Source organism: Paenibacillus jamilae (assembly GCF_050482105.1).
GTDB lineage: Bacteria > Bacillota > Bacilli > Paenibacillales > Paenibacillaceae > Paenibacillus > Paenibacillus jamilae_B.
The window spans coordinates 709,386-728,640 of sequence record NZ_JBCNHI010000020.1 but is presented as its reverse complement, the minus strand read 5'-3'; the positions used below and the strand labels follow the sequence as shown (position 1 = coordinate 728,640).

18 protein-coding genes are annotated in these 19,255 nt (G+C 45.0%); 3 read left to right on the top strand and 15 right to left on the bottom strand.

Going from position 1 to position 19,255, the window contains the following annotated elements; genetic code table 11:
* Positions 1 to 21: 21 nt before the first annotated feature.
* The 3 genes from ABEW32_RS22345 to uxaC all read right to left on the bottom strand — a co-directional run bounded on the left by ABEW32_RS22345 (position 22) and on the right by uxaC (position 4,089).
* Positions 22 to 1,026, bottom strand: a complete 1,005-nt coding sequence (locus ABEW32_RS22345) for a LacI family DNA-binding transcriptional regulator (RefSeq protein WP_430191858.1) — start codon at positions 1,024 to 1,026, stop codon at positions 22 to 24.
* 87 nt (positions 1,027 to 1,113) lie between these two features.
* Positions 1,114 to 2,514, bottom strand: a complete 1,401-nt coding sequence (locus ABEW32_RS22340) for an MFS transporter (protein WP_430191856.1) — start codon at positions 2,512 to 2,514, stop codon at positions 1,114 to 1,116.
* Between the two features lie 150 nt (positions 2,515 to 2,664).
* A complete protein-coding gene (gene uxaC / locus ABEW32_RS22335) occupies positions 2,665 to 4,089 on the bottom strand; it encodes a glucuronate isomerase (protein ID WP_430191854.1) in 1,425 nt (474 codons plus the stop codon).
* A gap of 516 nt (positions 4,090 to 4,605) precedes the next feature.
* On the opposite strand from uxaC, the gene alsS reads away from it, so the two are divergent.
* Both alsS and budA read left to right on the top strand, forming a co-directional pair.
* Positions 4,606 to 6,309 carry an acetolactate synthase AlsS gene (gene alsS, locus ABEW32_RS22330; protein WP_430191852.1) on the top strand — a complete coding sequence of 568 codons (1,704 nt, stop codon included), beginning with the start codon at positions 4,606 to 4,608 and terminating at the stop codon, positions 6,307 to 6,309.
* 161 nt (positions 6,310 to 6,470) lie between these two features.
* Positions 6,471 to 7,217, top strand: a complete 747-nt coding sequence (gene budA, locus ABEW32_RS22325; protein ID WP_430191850.1) for an acetolactate decarboxylase — start codon at positions 6,471 to 6,473, stop codon at positions 7,215 to 7,217.
* A gap of 156 nt (positions 7,218 to 7,373) precedes the next feature.
* On the opposite strand, the gene ABEW32_RS22320 is transcribed toward budA, so the two are convergent.
* The 5 genes from ABEW32_RS22320 to murI form a co-directional block, all read right to left on the bottom strand.
* Positions 7,374 to 7,859: a tetratricopeptide repeat protein gene (locus ABEW32_RS22320; protein ID WP_430191848.1), complete on the bottom strand. Its 486-nt coding sequence runs from the start codon at positions 7,857 to 7,859 to the stop codon at positions 7,374 to 7,376.
* A gap of 146 nt (positions 7,860 to 8,005) precedes the next feature.
* Positions 8,006 to 8,986 (bottom strand): S8 family peptidase, encoded by a 981-nt coding sequence (locus ABEW32_RS22315; RefSeq protein ID WP_430191846.1) that lies wholly within the window; start codon positions 8,984 to 8,986, stop codon positions 8,006 to 8,008.
* 192 nt (positions 8,987 to 9,178) lie between these two features.
* Positions 9,179 to 10,573, bottom strand: a complete 1,395-nt coding sequence (locus tag ABEW32_RS22310; RefSeq protein ID WP_430191844.1) for an MATE family efflux transporter — start codon at positions 10,571 to 10,573, stop codon at positions 9,179 to 9,181.
* A 67-nt stretch (positions 10,574 to 10,640) separates the two neighbouring features.
* Positions 10,641 to 11,063: a metallothiol transferase FosB gene (fosB, locus tag ABEW32_RS22305; protein ID WP_430191842.1), complete on the bottom strand. Its 423-nt coding sequence runs from the start codon at positions 11,061 to 11,063 to the stop codon at positions 10,641 to 10,643.
* A gap of 140 nt (positions 11,064 to 11,203) precedes the next feature.
* Positions 11,204 to 12,058: a glutamate racemase gene (murI, locus tag ABEW32_RS22300; protein ID WP_430191840.1), complete on the bottom strand. Its 855-nt coding sequence runs from the start codon at positions 12,056 to 12,058 to the stop codon at positions 11,204 to 11,206.
* A gap of 240 nt (positions 12,059 to 12,298) precedes the next feature.
* On the opposite strand from murI, the gene ABEW32_RS22295 reads away from it, so the two are divergent.
* Positions 12,299 to 12,925, top strand: coding sequence for an FMN-dependent NADH-azoreductase (locus ABEW32_RS22295; protein WP_430191838.1), 627 nt, complete (start codon positions 12,299 to 12,301; stop codon positions 12,923 to 12,925).
* Positions 12,926 to 13,067: 142 nt separating this feature from the next.
* On the opposite strand, the gene ABEW32_RS22290 is transcribed toward ABEW32_RS22295, so the two are convergent.
* The 7 genes from ABEW32_RS22290 to gnd form a co-directional block, all read right to left on the bottom strand.
* On the bottom strand, positions 13,068 to 13,577 hold the full coding sequence (locus ABEW32_RS22290; protein ID WP_430191836.1) for a hypothetical protein: 510 nt from the start codon (positions 13,575 to 13,577) through the stop codon (positions 13,068 to 13,070).
* A 172-nt stretch (positions 13,578 to 13,749) separates the two neighbouring features.
* On the bottom strand, positions 13,750 to 13,905 hold the full coding sequence (locus tag ABEW32_RS22285) for a hypothetical protein (RefSeq protein WP_013370850.1): 156 nt from the start codon (positions 13,903 to 13,905) through the stop codon (positions 13,750 to 13,752).
* Positions 13,906 to 14,268: 363 nt separating this feature from the next.
* Complete coding sequence (locus ABEW32_RS22280) at positions 14,269 to 15,354, bottom strand: lactonase family protein (RefSeq protein WP_430191834.1); 1,086 nt, start codon at positions 15,352 to 15,354, stop codon at positions 14,269 to 14,271.
* Between the two features lie 71 nt (positions 15,355 to 15,425).
* The gene (locus tag ABEW32_RS22275; protein ID WP_430191832.1) at positions 15,426 to 15,872 is read right to left on the bottom strand and encodes an OsmC family protein; all 447 of its coding nucleotides are present in this window, start codon (positions 15,870 to 15,872) and stop codon (positions 15,426 to 15,428) included.
* Positions 15,873 to 15,927: 55 nt separating this feature from the next.
* The gene (locus ABEW32_RS22270) at positions 15,928 to 17,136 is read right to left on the bottom strand and encodes an MFS transporter (protein WP_430191830.1); all 1,209 of its coding nucleotides are present in this window, start codon (positions 17,134 to 17,136) and stop codon (positions 15,928 to 15,930) included.
* A 384-nt stretch (positions 17,137 to 17,520) separates the two neighbouring features.
* Entirely contained in the window at positions 17,521 to 18,195 is a 675-nt protein-coding gene (locus ABEW32_RS22265) for an SOS response-associated peptidase (RefSeq protein WP_430191828.1), read from the bottom strand.
* 158 nt (positions 18,196 to 18,353) lie between these two features.
* Positions 18,354 to 19,247 carry a phosphogluconate dehydrogenase (NAD(+)-dependent, decarboxylating) gene (gene gnd, locus ABEW32_RS22260; RefSeq protein WP_430191826.1) on the bottom strand — a complete coding sequence of 298 codons (894 nt, stop codon included), beginning with the start codon at positions 19,245 to 19,247 and terminating at the stop codon, positions 18,354 to 18,356.
* Positions 19,248 to 19,255 lie beyond the last annotated feature (8 nt).

The window sequence follows — 19,255 nt, the reverse complement described above, 5'->3', positions numbered from 1 at the left end:
GCCTCTTTTTACATAACAAACTCAGCGTGATCTGTCTGCCGTCGATTTCCGCTTCATGAGCGCGGTTTCCATAAATATAAGCTCGCCCTCATTGGACGGTGACTGAATTCGTTCCAGAATGCAAGCGGCTCCGCGCTCACTAATCTGCTCAATGGGTCTCTTGACCGTCGTTAACGGTGGTGTCGTATACATTGAGAAGCCGATATCATCAAAACCAATGACAGAGATATCCTCTGGTACTTTCAGACCATTTTCAAATACCGCATTCATCGCGCCAATAGCCATATCATCGTTAGAGCAAAATACCGCTGTTGGTGGCTCCTCCAAGGCAAGCAGCTGCTTCATTGCCAGGCTTCCGCTTTCAGTGTCATAGTGACCCTGCACGATATATTCGTGCCGAATTGGCTTGCCACGATCAATTAATGCATTCATGAAACCCTCGCGGCGTTGCTGAGTAGACTTGAAGCCTTCTACCCCTTCGATAATCGCAATTCGTTCATGCCCACTTTCAATGAGAAAGGAGACCGCTTCATAGGAACCTTCTTTATCGTTAGAAATCACGTTTACAATCCCAGCCCCAGACACCTGACGGTTCAGTACAACAAGCGGAATACCTTGCCCAAGCACATGATAAATAAAAGGGTTGTCCGCTTCGCTTTGACTCATCAGAATAATGCCATCAAAACGCTTGCGATGAATAGCAGAAAAATCAGCGTAATCGTCAATTCCTCGCACAAACAGATTGTAATCCACCCCAATGACGTTATTAACGCCACGGATGGTATCCGCAAAAAAACTGGAGCTGGTGCCTTCTGAAATACTGGTGAAAAACAGGCCGATCGTATGCGAGCGCTGGAGAACCAGGCTTTTGGCATTGTAATTTGGAATGTAATTGAGCTGCTCTGCCAACTCCATAATTTTGCGTTTCGTATCTTCTTTAATCAGCGGGCTGTTATTGAGCGCCCGGGAGACGGTCGTATGGGAAACATTAGCCAGTTTGGCAATGTCTTTAATAGTAGCTGCCATATACGTATCCTTTCCTTAGTGAGGCTCTAAAAAAATTATATACCCACCATACCACAGGAGCCGCCCGGAAAAGAAGACTTTCACAAATTATACGCGGTTATCCGCATGTCGACGTTGTAATTCTTGGACCATCTCTGCATGTCTGCTGTCTGTCAGCTTGTACATTTTACCGATCACCAGCATGGCCAAAGCCAGGGCAACAGCCGGATAAAGACAAAGCAAGGCCTTGATTCCAAGCAGTGTTCCAGAGGATTGAACTACATTCGGTACATACCCGACAAGCGCCAATCCTATACCCGATAGAAAACCAGACAAGGATTGAGCCAATTTACGTGAAAAGTTGAATAGAGAGTAGGTAATCCCTTCCTTGCGCTCCCCGGATGACCATTCGCCGTAATCAATGATATCGGACACAAATGCCCAGGTAACCCCGTTGGGAATACTAATGCCAATGAACGAAATACTGGCCAAAATTGTGAAAATATATACGTTGGAAGGCATAAAAAAGTTAATGGAATCGGCAATGACGCTAACCAGCATCCCGAGGATGGCTGTTTTTCGTTTACCAAAGCGCCGTACCAGTTTGGGCAGGAACAATACACCCAGCAGTGACGAACCAATGATAATAAAATTCATATACGCCATTAATTCTACATGCCCCAAATTATATTCGGCAAAATAGATCAACAATGCGGACTTGATATTGTACGCGGAAATGGTGAAAATCGTCATCAAAACGAGTACCAGCAAAGGCTTGTTATTCGTAAAGGTATGCACGATCACGCCTAAAGACAGCTTCTCTTTTGGCCCGGACTGGCTAATAATACGTTCTTTCGTTCCCCGGTAACATATGATGAAAGCGATCACACCAATAAACGACATTATCCCCATAACCACCGGATAGCCCACATGATGGTTAGGAAACAATAAAATAAGCGGCATGACCACGACACTGGTTACGAATAATGCGCCCAGTGATCCCGCCTGACGGAAAGATGACAATGAGGCACGCTGATGAGTATCCTGCGTAATGGCGGCACCCAGCGAGCCGTATGGAATGTTTACAATCGAGTAGCCGATCCCCCAGATCATATAGGACGCGTAGGCGTATATGAGTTTTCCTGTAGGTGATATATTCGGCGAAATAAAGGTAAGAATCGTAAGAATAGCAAGGATAACGCTTCCAAAGACAAGAAAAGGTCTAAATTTCCCACGTGTACCGATATGTTTACGATAGTCAACAAAGGACCCGACAATGGGATCACAGACGGCGGCAAACAACTTGCTGACCAAGAAAATGCCTGCGGCGGCTCCTGCAGAAACTCCTGCTACATCCGTAAAAAATTTCAGCAAATACAACTGTCCCAAGTCAAACATGAATCCGTTTCCAAAGTCACCCATACCATACGAAATTTTTTCTTTCAGGCTAATATGCTCACCTGTCTTGTTGTCAGTTTGGACGCTCCCCTGCACGATAGGCACTCCCATACCTACACACTCCTCTTTAATTGTAATTATTTTCACATAGTTATTAATATCTTCTTTGTACTCAATGGCCCTTGCCGGGAGTTTGCAACAAGCTCCTAGCAAGAGCTCTTTTTCTCTGAAGTTAGTGAGTTCTCACCCTAAAGAGTAACCTCACTTACTATGAACAACCGTTGGGAAGTTAAAATATTGCTCGGCGTTATTGTAGCAAATATTTTGTACCATGGCTCCGAGCAGTTCCAGATCCTCAGGAGCCTTGCCTTCCTGAACCCATGTTCCAATTAAATCGCAAAGGATACGGCGGAAATATTCATGGCGTGTGTAGGATAGAAAACTGCGAGAATCCGTCAGCATACCAATAAAGCGGGAGAGCACTCCGTAATTAGCCAGCAGCTTCATCTGCTCCAGCATGCCTTCGATATGGTCGTTAAACCACCATGCCGTACCAAACTGGATTTTTCCAACTGTACCGCCGGATTGGAAACTGCCTGCAAGACTTGCCAGTACTGGATAGTCAACCGGATTAAGCGAATACAAAATCGTTCTCGGCAATCCTCCGGCCAGTTCCTGAGCATCCAGCAATGCTACCAGTGGACGAGCGATGGAACCATCATTTACAGCATCGTAGCCTGTATCTGGCCCCAAACAACGGAACATCGCCGTATTGTTGTTACGCAGGGCGTGAATGTGGTATTGCATCGCCCAGCCGTGCTCAGCATACTGTTTGCCAAGGAAGACCAAAATGTATGACTTATATTTGGCTTCTTCTACCGGAGTCACATGGCCTTCCTTCAGCGCCTTGCTAAATATGGCTGCCGCTTCCTCAAGTGTTGTTTCTTCATAGACAACAGTATCCAGCGCATGATCAGATACCCGCCCTCCGGCAGCATGAAAATGACGCACACGACTTGCCAGCGCATTCAAAAATCCTTCAAGCCCGGAAACATCCAATCCGCTGACTTCCCCCAATCGGGTCACCCAAGGCTGGAAGGTTTCGCGATTAATTTCCAAGGCTTTGTCAGGGCGGAAGCTTGGCAGCACAGCTACTGGGAAATCAGTCAGCTTGCTAATTTGTTTGTGATATTCGAGATGGTCGGTCGGATCATCCGTGGTGCACACGACAGTTACCTTGGAATTCACAATCAGATCACGCGCTCCATAACCCGGTCCCTGCAGCTTTTGGTTTACCTTTTCCCAGATTACAGGTGCATTCTGTTCATTCAGCAGCTCATAGACGCCAAAAAAGCGTTGAAGCTCCAAATGCGTCCAATGGTATAACGGGTTGCCGATCAGTGTAGGTACAATTTTGGCCCAGGCCAGAAACTTGTCATAATCTTCACCATCACCCGTGATTAATCGCTCCTCTACCCCATTCGCGCGCATAAGTCTCCACTTGTAATGATCCCCGTACAGCCAAGCTTCCGTAATATTCTTGAACTTTTTATTTTCATAAATTTCTTGCGGACTTAAATGGCAATGATAGTCGATAATCGGCATATCCTTGGCATACTGATGATATAAGGTTTCAGCCATTGGATTGCTCAACAAAAAGTTTTCGTCTAAAAACGTTTTGGTCATTACTTTCTCATCCCTTCTATAATCGTGTTTCCCAGCGATTTGTTAACGTTAACAAAAATGTCCGAAGCACTACTTTCCTTTTAACAATTATAATCCACATAACATAAGAATACATATGATTATACAGGACAACACACCTATAATATGATACCTGTACATCAAACTACGCTGGATTACTTCACCTTAAATTTAATGTTTACGTTAACAACAATTACATTGTAACCGCTATCCTTTGTAGAGGAAAGTGATTTTTATCATGTGAGCAGGTAAAAAATGATCGACCGCCACTGGGGGCAAATCTGTTCCATATTTCCTCAACAGCCGACCCAAAAGAAAATTCCACACTTTTTATTTTTCCTAATGGATCAAACTTTGAAAACGTTTTATATATTTTCATTTCTTTTTCAGAAAATTTCTTTCTTGAAAATACCAGTTATTGTATTATAATTGTCATATACATCCATTGTTTTACATTGAAAGTATTTCATTAATTTATTTCAAAGAGAAAAAGAAGAGGTGGTAGCATTGAGTACAAAAGTGCAAGCTGTTCAAACTAAAACTATAACCGATACAAAAGGAGCCGACCTTGTTGTTGATTGTTTGATCAAGCAGGGAGTGACGCATATTTTTGGTATTCCAGGTGCCAAGATCGATTCTGTTTTTGATGTTCTTCAAGATCGGGGCCCAGAATTGATCGTATGCCGTCATGAACAAAATGCCGCCTTTATGGCAGCAGCGGTCGGTCGGTTAACTGGTAAACCGGGCGTATGCATTGTTACGTCAGGTCCAGGCGCGTCTAACTTGGCGACAGGACTTGTCACCGCTAATGCAGAAAGTGACCCTGTCGTCGCTATTGCGGGTGCAGTCCCAAGATCCGAACGCTTGAAACGCACACATCAATCTATGGATAACGCCGGACTATTTGAGCCCATCACCAAGTACAGTGTAGAAGTAGAACATCCCGATAATGTACCGGAGGCGATTGCTAATGCATTTCGGATTGCGACCTCAGCCCAGCCTGGAGCCACATTTGTCAGTCTGCCGCAGGACGTGTTGACTTCGTCATCCGAAGTAACAGTTATTGAGAAGGTTTCTCTTCCCCAACTCGGAACCGCGCCCGCCGGGGTTATCAAACAAGTCGCAGGTCAAATTAGAAAAGCCAAGCTGCCCGTACTTCTTCTCGGTATGAAAGCCAGCACGCCTGAAGCCACCGCAGCTATCCGTGCTCTCATTCGAGATACAGATCTGCCTGTTGTCGAAACCTTCCAGGCCGCTGGAGCCATCTCCCGTGAACTGGAAGACCACTATTTTGGAAGAGTGGGGCTGTTTCAAAATCAACCGGGTGATATGCTTCTTGGAGCTGCGGATCTGGTACTGACCATTGGCTATGATCCTATCGAATACGATCCTAAAAACTGGAATATTCCGGCGAACCGGACACTCATCCATCTGGATGACCATCAAGCCGATATTGATCATGATTATCAACCGGACTACGAGTTAATCGGGAATATAGGCCTGATTGTGAGTAGCCTCGCAGAAGAATTGCCTACCTTAAAGCTACCTAAATCCTCCTGCGACCAATTGAATCGTTTGCGCCATGATCTGAACGAACAAGCAGCTGTTCCAGCACACAAGCATGATTTTCTGATTCATCCATTGCAATTTATTCGCACACTGCGCAGCCTGATTGATGATAATGTTACAGTCACCTGTGATGTCGGCTCACACTACATTTGGATGGCACGTTATTTCCGCTCGTATGAACCGCGGCGCCTTTTATTCAGCAACGGAATGCAGACACTGGGCGTAGCACTGCCTTGGGGAATTGCTGCTACACTCGTTAATCCCGGTCAAAAAGTCGTTTCTATTTCTGGAGACGGAGGATTCCTCTTTTCATCCATGGAGCTGGAAACCGCCGTACGCCTTAACTCTCCACTCGTGCATATCGTATGGAGAGATGGTTCCTATGACATGGTCGCTTTCCAACAACAAATTAAATATGGCAGAACGTCTGGCGTGAAATTTGGAGATGTCGATGTCGTCAAATATGCGGAAAGTTTCGGGGCTACTGGATTACGCGTGCACTCTCCTGAAGAGCTGGAAAGCGTATTGCAGCAGGCGCTTCATACGGATGGTCCCGTGGTCGTTGATATCCCGATTGATTATCAGGATAATATCCAATTGGGACGCAAACTACTGCCAAACCAATTAAACTAATCTTCACTATAGCTCACTCGTGACGGCTTTGTGACAATTAGGGAATTTGCCGTTTTTTTATGACTTTTTTTGATTCATTCATGTTATTCACTGAAATTTTACGTTTATTATTGAAAAAGAAAGAAAATAAATGTATACAATTACAAAGGAAGTGTATTGCCATGACCGTTACAGAACTGGAAACCAAGCAAGCAACTGATCATGATATTTACCAAACGTCCACCATGCTTGCTTTATTAGATGGTCTTTATGACGGTGTTGTTGCCTTTGAGGAGCTACAAAAGCACGGGGATTTCGGACTCGGTACCTTTGATCAACTGAACGGCGAGATGATCGCGTTCGATGGTGAATTTTACCACTTGCTTCCAGACGGTACGGCCCATCGCGTAAAACCGGAAGAAACCACTCCGTTTTCCACCGTCACCTTTTTCCGTGAAGATTTCACATATACTATTGACCATCCCATGCAGCGTGAAGAGCTGGAAGCCCTGCTGCTAAAGCTGTTTCCAAGTCGTAATCTGTTCTATGCCTTCCGTATGGATGGTACCTTTAGAGAAGTAAAGACACGTACCGTGCCTCATCAAATGAAGCCTTACAAACCTTTTATCGAAGCAACCAAGTCACAGCCTACCTTTACTTTCAACGAAGCTTCTGGTGTAATCACAGGCTTTTGGACGCCTGCTTATGCCCAAGGAATTGGAGTTGCCGGATTTCATCTTCATTTTATTAATGATGAACGCACTGGAGGCGGGCATGTCTTTGACTTTGTTGTCGACAAGTGCACAATCCGCATTTGTCAAAAATCCAATTTGCACCTCGTCTTACCCGAAACACCAGATTACTTGACCGCCAACTTGTCCAGAGAAAATCTGGAGAAAGAAATCGCCGTTACGGAGGGTGCGCAATAATCACGGCATATACCTCATCCAGGTACGACCCTATAGCTAGACAATAAAAAGCAAAAGATCACAGTCAGAAAAAGAGGCTTCCTGCTCTCTGACTGTGATCTTTTTATGTAGGAAACGCTTATATACAATGCCGCTTATGCTCACACTCTGGCCTATTCATTCCTCGATTTGGTCCAACTTATCTGCATAGTATTGAATGGCACGGGAGTACTCCTGTAATGAATTGTCTGCGGTCGTTTCAGCCAACTCCATGAGCAGCCCCTTCATGGCCTTTCCATGTTCCCCCAGATTATATAACACCATAGCGTAGAATACCCGAAACGGTCTGTAATCCGGAAATTCGTTCATTCCTGTGTCCAACCACACTTTCGCCTTGGCGTAATCCCCCAATACACGATATGTACTACTTAATCCTAGGATGGCTCCTCTCCTGGAATCTGCGGATAGTGCCATACTTAGGCTTTTTTCATAAAAGGGAACCGCCTCCCTTTCCATGCCCAATACGTCGTGCGTCCAGGCTGTCTGATACCATAACTCCGCTTCTTTCGGGTCCTGCTCAAGGGCCTCTAATAAGAGCACACGTGCTTCCATTGCCTGTCCCGTACGTCTTAGCTCGCTGACTTTTGTAATCATTTGTTCCATGCTAATCCCCACTTTTTTTTGACTATTTCCTTGAGATACATGTTACCCGACATTTGAATACGATGTAAATGGACGTTTCCCAAAAATATGAGACACAAAAAGCGACTCTCCGTTTAGGAGAGCCGCTATAGACCCAATTGTTACCCCTATTTAACCTTCAACGATCCTGTGCTTAGTATTCCCGCTACACGTTGCGTGTCGAAAATACGGGATAGCTCCTCTACTGCCGTCAAGTACAGTAGCCCGTTGCCCTCCAGCTTAGGAGAATTGCCGAGTGGGATCGTGCGTTTGATAAGTTGTGCGTATAATTCCGCTTCGGTGAGATCACGTTCAAAGCTCGCATTTGCCAGCTGCTTAATCAACGCCAATGCACCTGCTACGTGAGGAGTAGCCATCGAAGTTCCGCTAAAGGTGGCATATTTCCCGCCCGGAACTGTGGACAAAATATCTTCTCCTGGTGCAACCAAATCCACCTCATTATTAGAGTTGCTGAACTCTGAGGCATGTCTGTCAAAGTTGATAGCACCTACGCTGATCACTTCATTATAGCAGCCAGGGTAGCCGAGCTCGTCCGTTCTGTCGTCACCGTCTCCCTCATTGCCAGCTGCACAGATGACCAGGATTTGGCTGGCTACAGCCTTTTTTACTGCTTCATGAAGCTCAGGCACATCCTCAGGACCGCCCAGCGACATCGAGATAATATCCGCCTTTTGCTCAATTGCATAATAGATACCTTGAATAATCCAGTCATATTGACCGGAGCCTTGCTTGTTTAGCACTTTGATGATGAGTAGATCTGCCTCCGGGGCGACACCTACGACACCGGCCTCATTTTCAGCTGCCGCAATGGTTCCTGCCACATGTGTACCATGACCGTTGTAATCCTTGAAAATTTCTGGATCACCTTCATCATCATCTGTGAAATTACGGCCGCCAATAATGCGTGCCTTCAGATCTGGATGGTCCGAATCACAGCCCGTGTCCAGCACCGCCACCTTTATGCCTCGGCCTCGAGTCTGGTTCCATACCGCTGGAGCCTGGATCAGCTCCACACCTCGCGGTATTTCATTCACTTGTTGCTCCTGCTTGATCACTTGGTAAGGAATGATATGCACTTTACGTTCCATCCTATTCCCTCCTTCATGGATTCAATCGGAAACCATCCGTCTTTGAAACTTTGAAAACCTCTACTGCATTCGAGGTTACTATATTCTAGCAATTTTTGAAAAGTTTGAACATCCCATTTTGCTTATTTTTGTAAAAAAACAGACATTCACCAATTCAATTGGAAAATGTCTGCTCTAGTACTCCTAAAAGACTTATACGGATTCTGCTTGTAGCTCAGCCTTAGATAACAGCGATTTGTGCTGCCATTTCCGGCCTTTCCAGCGTAAATAGTGAAAAATTCCTCGTACCCATTCATCACATGCATGTGCTATCCACACACCCAGCACACCATATCCCATATGAATACCCAGCACATATGCCAGCGGGATTTTAATCCCCCACATTGAAATCATGGCCATCATTAACGGGAACTGAACATCTCCTGCTGCTCGCAAGGAGTTAATGACTACGTGGTTGAACACACGGCCCGGCTCCAGCAATATACAGAACAACAAAATCGCTGCCCCTAATTGAATGATCGCTGGCTCATCCGTAAAGATCGCCATCACTTCATATCGGAAAAAGGATACAGCCACGATCACAGCAATTGTAATAACTAGAGACCATTTCAGGCTCCGTAAAAGTTGATGATACGCTTTTTCCTTGTCTCCCGCTCCGATCAGGCGAGCCACAATAATTTCGGTTCCCTCACCTACGGCCATTCCAAATACCATAAAAAAGTATACAATCGTATTCGTATAAAAATGAGTGGCAATCGCCGTTGTCCCCATAAAGCTGACAAATCGGGTCACCATCATTTGACTAAGCTGGTAAGACAGCCATTCCAGCCCGGCAGGAATACCAATCTTCAGAATCGCCACCAGCTTGCTCCACTGAAGCTGAACATAATATCGGATGCGAATCGGCGCACTTACACGCTTGTACAGCAATATAAAAATCCACACACAAGCTACAACGCGGCTAATAAGCGTTGATATCGCTGCTCCCGCCACTCCCATTTGCGGCAGACCAAACCAGCCGTATATGAGTAATGCATTCCCCACAATATGCAATATATTCATGCCAATGCCTACGATCATCGTATCTTTGGTAAAGCCATGCGAGCGAATGACCGGTCCTGCGGTTAGCATAAGGGCTTCCAGAAACAGCGAACCCCCTGCCAGCATCATATAAATTTCTGCATTTTCCTTAATTGTCGGAGTAATGTGGTAGAAGGATAGCAAAAAATCCCGGCTCACAATAAACATCAAACTCAGCGCCAGACCAAATACCAGATTAAAGGTTAATGCTGATGCGGTAACACGGCTTGCGTCCACATGCTTTTGTGCACCTAATAACTGAGCAATGATCACGCCTACTCCAAGACCAAGCAGATTGAAAAGTATAATAGTAAACTCAATTAACTGTCTGGAAACGCCGACAGCCGAGACAACCTCGTCTGAAACATGGCTGAGCATGAACGTATCTACGCTACCCATCAAAATATGAAATAGCATTTCTATGAAGATCGGCCAAGTAATTGCGAAAACCGTCATCGTTTTAACGGCCTGCGCTTGCTTGGAGCCACTTTCCTGCGACAATGACATACTTCTGTATTCCTCCCGCTCCCGTATGTAAATTCAAAAATTTGCTCATTTATTTGATAACGCTTACTTACTCGTAAAAAGTCATATGCTTCTTATCATTTTTATAATATTCCAAGCGGTCCTGTAATTGTCCTGTATGGAATTCGAACTTATGTCCGTCTGGGTCTGTAAAATAGACTGACCATTTATCCTGTTCGTCCCGTTCTCGTCCAGGCAAAATAGTGACATTAAAATTTCTCAGCTTGTTAAGCATATTTTCAAAATCCGCTTCCGCTACCGAAAATGCAATATGCGTGTAGGAATGATGAATTTCATTTCTCGGAATATCCTCTTCCACATTGAGAGCCAACCACATTCCCAGGCAATCCAGATAAGCCAGCTTACGTCCTTTAACGAGCAGTTTTCCGTCTAGTACATTCTGATAGAATTGTATAGACTTCTCCAAATCAGATACCGAAAAGCAAATGTGGTTCCATCCCTGTATGCTCATAGCTTCCTTTTCCTTTCATGGAACCCTGTTCAGGATAAATTAAACGTCCATGTAAACCTTTCTATGCATCTGGTCCATAAATAATTCGGCTGGCGCTTCGGATTGCTGATCCAGTCCACCTGTTCGCCAGCCGTTCTTCCTTAAAAATAGATTTTTTCATGCTCCGCATAGATTTCAAGCGCTCGCTCCATCTTCTGAACGTAGGCCTTATCCTGACTGGTACATAGAAATTTGACGTGCCCCTCCTGCGATTGACCCACTTTTACCGAAGATGCCAGCAGATTACGCTCGGACAACACCTGTTTCAAGCGTCTGACTGTTCCCTGGCTTCCATCAACGAGTTGAATATGAGGAGGCAGCAGTTCTCTCAAAATTTCCTTATAGAATGGATAATGTGTACATCCCAATACGACCGTACCATAAATATCTAGGTTAAACGAAGACAGCTTATGGTTAAAATAATTGAACAATTCTGTTTGGTCAAAGTTCAACTGTTCGCAGTATTGTACTAGCTCCGGCAATGGTAGTGAATCCACACTCCCGTGATCGTCAACTCTGGACACCAGGGCTGCATAACCGGATTGTTTTAATGTCAACGGTGTCGCCAGCACCAGAACTCTTTTACCATTGGCCCGGTTCATCTCGACCGCTGGCTTCACTGCCGGTTCCATTCCGATAATCGGAATTTGATATTCCTTCCTTAGCTCCGCCACCGCGATACTTGTAGCCGTATTACATGCAATTACCAATGCCTTAATATCCTCTTTTAAGATCGTTTGTACCGAAGCCTTGACATAACCAAGCACCTCTTCGGGTGTTTTTGTTCCGTAAGGAACATGGAGCGTATCCGCCATGTAAACAAAATTTTCATTTGGCAAACGTCTTAGCGCCTCAGACAATACGGTAATTCCACCCATTCCCGAATCAAAAAAACCTATCTTCAAGCTACTCACCTTTTTTCGTTCAACTATAGTGTCCATTCTTGCTGGCACCATGTTCATTTCCTTCTTCGCTTATTCGAGTCATTCTCTTCATTAGACTTTACATTTAAATTTTACCGCAAAAATGATATTTTGCAAAAGAAACACGTGAATTTTACAGTGTAAAAAATAAAGTAGCTGTTCAAAGTAAATTTAATATAGAAGTGTTGACAGATATTATCTTTATATTGTAATATTACGTGGTAACTTACTAACTTAACTTACTTACTCAACTTACTTAGGGGGAAATAAATCATGTCTAAAGTATTATTCGTCAAAGCTAATGACCGTACAGCTGAAGAATCTGCAACAGTTAAATTGTATAACGCCTTTGTGGAAAGCTACAAGGCTTCCCACCCATCTGATGAAATCACTGAGTTGGACCTGTTCTCCGTTGAGCTTCCTTATCTGAATGCTAACATGATCAACGGCACGTTCAAATCCGCTAGAGGCATGGAATTGAACGCAGAAGAAGCTCGCCTGGCAAACATTGCTAATGGCTACCTGGATCAATTCTTGGCAGCAGACAAAGTCGTATTTGCATTCCCGCTCTGGAACATGACTATTCCAGCTGTACTGCACACATACATTGACTACTTGAACCAAGCTGGTAAAACATTCAAATACACTGCTGAAGGTCCTGTTGGTCTTGTTACTGACACTAAAGTAGCTCTGTTGAATGCAAGAGGCGGCGTTTATTCCGAAGGACCGGCTGCTGCTGCTGAAATGTCTTTGAACTTCATGAGCAACATCTTAACCTTCTTCGGTGTAAAAGACATCGTAAAAGTTGTACTGGAAGGACATAACCAAGCTCCAGACCAAGCACAAGAAATCGTTGCTACAGCCGTACAACGTGCAGTAGACGCAGCAAAATCGTTCTAATTATATATATGAAGAGAAGAGGATGTCCGCACCCTTTATGGGATGGATATCCTCTTTTTTTGTTGCAAAATATAAAAGAACACGTGCTTCCCTGATCAGTGATCAAGTAAGAAGCACGTGTTTGTATGAGCTTACTACTATATTAAGGAATGAACTGCTGCACGATTTTTACAATCTTACCGTCACGAAGCGTAACATGGTATGGAAATTGGCTGAGGTCCAGAACATCCTTTTTAGCAAAATCCTTCTCAAACTGTGCCAAAGGAATGGATTCGTTCCATTGCACGTCTGTGTCTTCTATATTTCCCGTGTGGTCATAAATCTGCACCTCTACCGTAGCATCTGGTGCAACCTGATACACGTCATTTTGCACGGAATTGTTTACAATGTAGTAGCCATCCGGCGCTCCATCCAATCCTGTATTTCCTTCATGCTCCAAAAATGCTTTGTCTGCTGCTGCGCCTTCGTACCATTCAATCGGATCTGCTGACAAATACATTTGTCCGTTGCGAATGTCCATTTGATTTATATATACGGTTTCCTGATTTTCGGCAGCTGCTACAGGTGTGTAGCCTTGGGCGGTTGCCCCTGCCGTCGTAATCAGCATCATCATCAAAGTCAATACGGTCCATTTCGAAGCTAATTTCATCATGTCTGATCTCTCCTTGCCGTTTGGGTATGTACACGGTGTCTGTAAGCTTCATTACCCTTGTGTACCTATCATAAACTTTGAACGGTTAAAAAGTGTATCAGATACATAAAAAATAAGTTACGATTTTTTAAGACTTGGTCTTAAAACTTGATGATATGTCCTATTGACCTGGTTATTTTAGTAATCCCACCTGCCGTGCCTGTTCCTCGGTGAGAATAAATTCTTCATTTTGCCATACCTCGTCCTCTTTGGTAACGGCAAACATCCCCATAATCTCTGTCCAGATTCCTTTGTCGGCAGCTTCCTTTTGTGTAATAATTATTTTCATAACGTTGCCTCCTCGTGGGATTTGCTATCTGTAGCTTGTCCTAAATTTCATAAGGGATAACTGTTCCGCTTATAACATATGTACCCTTTTCCCACCGAGATTATTCGTATCTTATTTATGATCTTAAAACTTAATATTGCTTACGTAGGGAACGACCTTTCTTAGAAATGAATCAGCGCTAAAATAAAAACGGCTGCAGGTTACCCTACGAGCCGTTTCTACTAATAAATTTTTATGCCTGGTTAATTCATCGATACCATCAACATATGCATATTCATTTTTTTCTGTACATCCGTTCTCGTAGCGGTCACGAGCCGCATACCGTTACTACATCACTCGCATGATATAGATTTTGCCCTATTTTTACACGGAAAAGTAAAAAGGCTGTACGCATACTGGCTTGGATACAGTTACTTGTTGTCCGGTATAGGTCAAGCGACCGCTTGCCTTGTCCACTTTAAAGGTAACAATATTGTTGGTGTCGCGGTTAGCTACGAGTATATAGTCCCCATTAGGTGTCAAAGCAAAATGACGCGGATGCTGGCCTTCAGCAGATACGTGCTCTACCAGACTCAGCTTGCCTGTCGCTGCGTCTACAGCGTATACCACGATGCTATCATGTCCACGGTTGGAGCCGTACAGATATGCGCCATCCTGGGAAATCGCAATTTCTGCAGTTGTGTTTTCACCAGTAAAATCAGACGGCAATGTCGGTACACTCTCCAGCTCAGTGAGCTTGCCAGCCTCTGCATCATATGCAAAAGAAGTAATGGAAGAGTCCACTTCGTTAATCACAAAAGCAAATTTACCGTTCGGGTGGAACGTTAAGTGACGTGGGCCTGCACCTGCATGGGTTTTCGTTTCACCGTGCAGCACCAGTTGCCCCTTGCTGTCATCAATAGTATAAATACGGATCAGGTCCAGACCAAGATCTTGTACGAACAGGAAGCGGCCGTCCGGGCTAAAGAAACTGGAATGTGGATGTGGACGATCCTGACGCTCAGGATGCGCACCTTTACCCTCGTGCTGTTTCACATCCAGCAACTCACCAATCTGTCCGTCCTCAGTCAGAGATATCAGTCCAACCATACCTCCGTGGTAGCTGACTACGATCAGGTAACGATCGGATGGATCGCGCTGAATGTGGCAAGTTGTGGACCCTACGTTTTCCGCACGATTCAGCAATGTAAATGTGCCTTTAACCGGGTCAATTTCAAAAGCGGAAGCTTCGCCTACTTTTGCTCCTGCGGCGGAAGTCGTCTCTCCAATGGAATACAGCTTCCGATTTTTAACGTCCACATTCAGGAATGTAGGATTTTTCAAGCCGGAGAACTCATCCTGTAGTGTCAGGGCTCCTGTCTGTTCATTAAAAGTGTACGAATAAACTCCGTTTCCTTCCAATTCGGCATAAGAGCCTGCGAATACGAGCAATTTTTGTTGTGCTGTCATGGTTGTGTCCTCCTTGAATTAAAAAAATGATGGGCAATTGAAATGATTGCTCCTGATACAATATTGTTGCCTTAAGAGGCGCGCTCCACCACAGGTTCTGTAGACAATGCTACATTGCCTGCTACGGCACGCGAGATCATACATGAGGTTTCGGCTTGCTCTGCAAGGCGCACTGCTTGTTCGATTTGCGATTCTGTTGCATCGGCGGACAATAGAACGCGCGGACGATGCACAATTCGGCGATATGTAAAAATGTTGTTCGTTACATCGACAATCCCTTCGGATTCCAGTGCCAGTGATACCACTGGGAGACTGGCACGCTCCATCATCGCCGCCAAAGTAATCAGATAGCAAGTAGCAGCTGCACCGAGCAGCATTTCATCCGGATTGGTGCCCACACCAGGGCCTCCCATTTCAGCCGGAATCGAAATCGCAGTCCGCAACTGTCCGGCCTCAATACGTCCGTCACTGTTGCGTCCCCCATTCCAGTCTGCCTTGAGCAGAAAGGTATGCTCCATTTTAGGTCACTCCTCTCTCTTGTATTATGAATCGTTACACAGGTGAATGTAAAGGTTAGTCAATCTCCTGATTTTTCGTTTCGGTACCCAGCAACCATACTGCAGCTGCACCGATCAGGATAGCTACGAAGAAAATAGCAAAGATGGATGGTAACGTTATGCCTTGTCCTACGAGTATACCGACCACAAAAGGCCCGATTACGCCCCCAATGCGGCCAAATGCAGCTGCCATACCCACACCGGTAGAACGGGTTGCTGTCGGGTACAGTTCTGGAGTATAAGCATACATGGCTCCCCATGCACCGAGATTAAAGAAGGACAAGCAGATACCAGCAGCCAGCAGCATTCCTGCCGTTTCCGAGGTGCCAAACCAAATAGCGGATATTGCCGTGAGCAGCAAGTAAATAATTAGTACAAATTTGCGACCCAGCTTTTCAATCAGATAGGCAGCAGTAAAATAACCTGGTAATTGTGCAAGTGTCATAATTAGGACATACTCAAAGCTTTTAACCAGCTCAAATCCCTTCATAAACATCATGCTCGGCAACCACAGGAACATGCCATAATATGAAAAAACAACTGTAAACCACAAAATCCACAGCATTAGTGTAGACTTACGATGGGGTTCCGACCAAATCGCGGCCAATCGCGCACGTAACGGAAGTTTGACGCTCTGCTGCTTGTACCGCGGTGAATCCTCAATAGCTCTACGCAAATAAAGAGCGTACAAGGCAGGTACTGCGCCGAGAATAAAGGCAAGCTGCCAACCATACTTCGGAATAACAAAATAGGCAATAAGAGCCGAAAGAATCCAACCTGCCGCCCAGAAGCTTTCCAGCAGCACAACTGCTCTCCCTCGTTCTTTTACAGGCACTGATTCTGACACCAGTGTTGAAGCAACAGGTAATTCTCCGCCTAAGCCTGCACCGGCAATAAAGCGCAGCACCAGCAGCATACCTAGACCTGTCGCCAATGCAGACAAGCCACTGGCAATGGAAAAGATCAATAAGGTCCACACTAAAATGGCGCGTCTACCGTAACGATCTGCCAAAATCCCTGCTAAGGCGGCTCCAAACACCATTCCTATTGAATTCATCGCAGTCAGCAGACCAATCTGCTCTGAACCGAGATGCCACTCTTTAGCTAACGCTGCTACTATAAATGAAAGCAGCCCTACATCCATAGCATCAAACAGCCAGCTAAGCCCTGCGCTAAACAGTAATTTCCTTTTTTTAGCCGGTGGTAATGAAGTTAATTCACTCATGATCCGCTCTCCCTTAAAAATGCATCGTATGTAGCGTATATTCAGGTGTCTTGTCACCTGTAGCCCAGCATCTATTGTAACGTATGCTTCATGAATCTGCGAGCTTTTTAACGCAAAAAAACGGAAGATTGCCTACGGCAATTCTCCCGCCTTCTGGAACCTGTCAGTTACCGGTTTTGGACCAGACCGATGATCGTCACCATGAGCACCAGCAGTTGGATGAGTGTATCGTTACTCACGCCAATCGCCTCCATCCCATATGAGATACTCCTTCGGCCGTTTCCCCTCTCCCCGGATTATGACGCTTGTTCCCCACTACATACCTATGCAGGTGGCGGGAAGCTTATGATCAATAATGGATACAAATCTTCAATTTTTATACGTTTAAGGTTTTATCCAGGACCACTGCAAATCCATTTCTTGAATGCATTCACGGTTATCATGTTCATCATTAGCCACCAGCGGGGTCACCGGATAGATGCTCATATCACCTTGCTCATACGTGCGCAATAAGGGCAGCAACTCATCGACGCTCTGGATCGACGGGTCTAGCCATGAATCCATTTGGCCAGCTTCCAAAATAGCTGGCATACGACGATCAAATTCACGTATCTCCGTATTGGCCTGAACCGTCATCATCGTACAGGTACGTAATGGCTCCTTTCGACTATCCTGCCATATTTCATATAACCCCGCGACCGCAAACATTTTCTGTTCCGGCAGTACCACCCGGACGGCACACATGCGTTTTCCTAATTTTCGCCAATAATAAAATCCATTGCAAGGAATAATACAGCGGCGGGTTTCCGCCATCTTGCGATAACTGGGATTTACTCGAACGGTATTTAGGTCCGCATTGACACAATCCTTGCCCCAATAGGGAATAAATCCCCAACGAAATTCATCAAGTACCCGTTCTCCATCCTGATGCAGCACGGTTGGAACATGCTGAGTGGGACTCATGTTATAACGTGTTTTATAATAATACATGACACGTTGTATACCAAAATGATCCCTGACCTCATCCAAATCAGCCGATAACGAAAATCTTTTGCACATATGCAATTCATCCTTCCGCCTTTTTTTACCTATTGTGCGGATATACAAGGAAAAATATGCATAAGCGAGGATTTTACAAAAACCTGATGTTCAAAAACAATATAGCAATATCCCCGCAGTCATGAAGCTACGGGGATAGATACTAACTTATATCGTTATTACTTCTTCTCTACAGCGTGGCCGCCAAATTCATTGCGCAGTGCAGCAACTACTTTTCCGTTGAATGTATCGGCATCCAGCGAACGGTAGCGCATCAACAAGGACAAGGCAATGACCGGAGTTGCTGCCTGAAGATCCAGTGCTTCCTCAACTGTCCATTTCCCTTCGCCGGAAGAGTGCATAACCCCACGGATTTCGTCCAGATTTGCATCTTTGGAAAATGCGCGTTCAGTCAAGCCCATCAGCCAAGAACGGATAACGGAACCATTGTTCCATACACGCGCTACTTGTTCATAATCAAAGTCAAATTTGCTTTTCTCCAGCACTTCAAAACCTTCACCGATGGATGCCATCATGCCGTATTCCACACCATTGTGAACCATTTTCAGAAAATGTCCGCTACCGGATTTACCTGCATACAGATATCCATTTTCCACCGCTGTATCGCGGAAAATCGGCTCAACAACCGTCCAAGCTTCTGGATCGCCGCCGATCATGTAACAAGCGCCATTACGTGCACCTTCCATCCCGCCGGATGTTCCTGCATCCATGAAGCTGATACCGTATTCTTTCAGACGAGCATGGCGAGCGATGGATTCTTTGTAATGAGAATTTCCACCTTCAATGATGATGTCCCCTTTGGACAACATCGGTTGAAGCTGATCCAGCACAGAATCAACAATTTGGTGAGGAACCATAATCCACAGCACTCTAGGGGATTGAGTTGCTTGCACAAGCTCTTCCAAAGTAGAAGCACCTGTAGCTCCATATTCCTTCATTTCTTGGATTGCAGCTGCATTGACGTCGTAAGCCACAACTTCATGCTTATGATCGATCAAGTTTTTGCCAAGATTCAAACCCATTTTTCCCAAACCAATTAATCCTACTTGCATTATAAAGG